Annotated in this window: 3 protein-coding genes and 1 pseudogene; all 4 read right to left on the reverse strand. The window is 67.6% G+C overall.

Translation table 11 applies throughout. From position 1 onward, the window contains the following. Nucleotides 1–94: 94 nt before the first annotated feature. The gene (locus KZA10_RS13925; RefSeq protein ID WP_218683176.1) at nt 95–586 is read right to left on the reverse strand and encodes a hypothetical protein; all 492 of its coding nucleotides are present in this window, start codon (nt 584–586) and stop codon (nt 95–97) included. Nucleotides 587–674: 88 nt separating this feature from the next. Further along, entirely contained in the window at nt 675–962 is a 288-nt protein-coding gene (locus KZA10_RS13930; RefSeq protein ID WP_017203554.1) for an HU family DNA-binding protein, read from the reverse strand. Nucleotides 963–1,203: 241 nt separating this feature from the next. Further along, nucleotides 1,204–1,455, reverse strand: a complete 252-nt coding sequence (locus tag KZA10_RS13935; protein WP_218683177.1) for a hypothetical protein — start codon at nt 1,453–1,455, stop codon at nt 1,204–1,206. Next, nucleotides 1,446–1,841: pseudogene (locus KZA10_RS13940) on the reverse strand (hydroxymethylbilane synthase); the annotation flags it as partial. The pseudogene KZA10_RS13940 and the gene KZA10_RS13935, both read right to left, overlap by 10 nt.

Below are 1,841 nucleotides of genomic sequence, written 5' to 3' on the forward strand. Positions count from 1 at the left end.
GAAGTCCTGGTCTCCACGGGCGAGGGTAAGAAGGACACCGAGACCCACCGCCTCACGGGGCGTGCCGAAGACAACAGGCTCGTGCACTTCGAGGTCACGGAATACTCTGAGCTGCCCCGCCCCGGTGGGCGCCGAAGATGGTGGTGATGAGCCAGGACTGCCCCAGCGGCAGCTCCAGCAGGAAGCGCCCGAGCTGCGTGCCGAACTCGCGCTCGATGCTGAGCTTGGGGTTGAACGCGGCCATGAAGGCGAGGAACCCCGCGAGGCCGGCCGAGACCGTGAACACGGCCGCACCGACCGAGGCGATGTTCAGAGCGGCGTCGAATGATCGCTCCCCCGCGCGCAGGCCGAACAGCGCGAGCACGAGCGCGCCGAGCATGACCGCGCCCGAGACGTTCATGACGAGCTTCGCGATCGGCGTACCCCAGAGCACGAAGGGACCGGGGTCCTGCAGCAGCGGCGGCTTGGCGCCTCCGCCGACGAGGAGCGCCAGCACCAGCGCCACCAGGGCGGCGATGAGGAGGATGATGACGCCGGCGACTCGATACGCCGAAATCCGACTCGTCGACTCGCTGCGGGAACTCACCCCTCCAGCCTAGGCGCGCCCGACGGTGAGAAAGCACGCAGGCCGCCCCCGTCGGAACGGGAGCGGCCTGCGAAGAGGTGCGGTCGAATTACTTGACGGCAGCCTTGAGCTTGGAGCCAGCGGTCACCTTGACGCGCTTGCCGGCCGGGATCTTGATCTCGGCGCCGGTCTGCGGGTTGCGGCCCGTGCGAGCAGCGGTGTCGACCTGCTCGAAGGAGATCCAGCCCGGGATGGAGACCTTGCTGCCCTTGGCAACGGCGTCGGAGACCGTGGCGAACAGCGAGTCGAGGACACCGGAGACGGTGGCCTGGCTCTGGCCCGTGGCGCTTGCGATGCTCGCGACGAGCTCGGTCTTGGTGATGGACTTGTCAGCCATGTCATCCTCCAGCGACGAGTTCCCGTCGCATCGTTGTGGGTGTCGGAGCGGATGCTCCTGGTCTAGCGACCGCCTTGAATGTACCAACCACCACCCTCATTTCCGCGTCATTTCGCGGGTTTTGGGCAATTACTGGGCGTGTCGCGTCACTTTTGTCACTCCAGTCACAGATTCGAGGGGCGGATCCGCCCCCCGGAAGCCGGATCGGCGCGGTCGCGGATGCCCGCGGCGGTGCCGGAGGTCAGGGCAGGTTGCTGAGCAGACGCACCTCGAGCACCGGATTCGCGGCGGTAACTTCTGCCCTGATGCCTTCGCCGACCGACGCCGAGACCCAGCCGATGATGCCCGTGGTGAACGCCCCCTCCGTGAGGATCGTGTCCTCCCACTCGACGTCGCAGTTCGTCAGCTGCCAGCTGCGGGCCGAGTTCACACCGATGTTCGCATCCTCGGGCAGCACCTCGCCGACCGCGCGGTCATCCGGGATCAGGTACACGTCGAACGTCCCGAGAGGGATGTTGCACCATCGGCAGCATCCGCTCCATTGCCACTGCCGTTCCGACGAATATACTCCCCGTTCAGGTCTTCCGTGACGTCGAGCCCGATCCGGCGCCCTCCGTCGGCGGCGTAGACGACCGTCCTGACCCGGATCGAGGAGCCCTCGACCACCGCATGCGCGGCCATCGGCGCCTGGCATCCTGCGTCCAATCCCTGCAGGATCGCGCGTTCCACCGTGATGGCCAGACGAGTGTCGGTGTCGTCGAGACCGGCAAGTGCCGCGAGCAGCTCCTCCGGCGCATCGGCGCGGGTCTCGACGGCGAGCGAGCCCTGCCCTGGCGCGGTCGGCCATTCGGCGAGACCGAGCTCCTCGCGCCGTAGCGG

Origin of the sequence: Microbacterium sp. BF1 (assembly GCF_019279095.1) — a bacterium.
Lineage (GTDB): Bacteria > Actinomycetota > Actinomycetes > Actinomycetales > Microbacteriaceae > Microbacterium > Microbacterium maritypicum.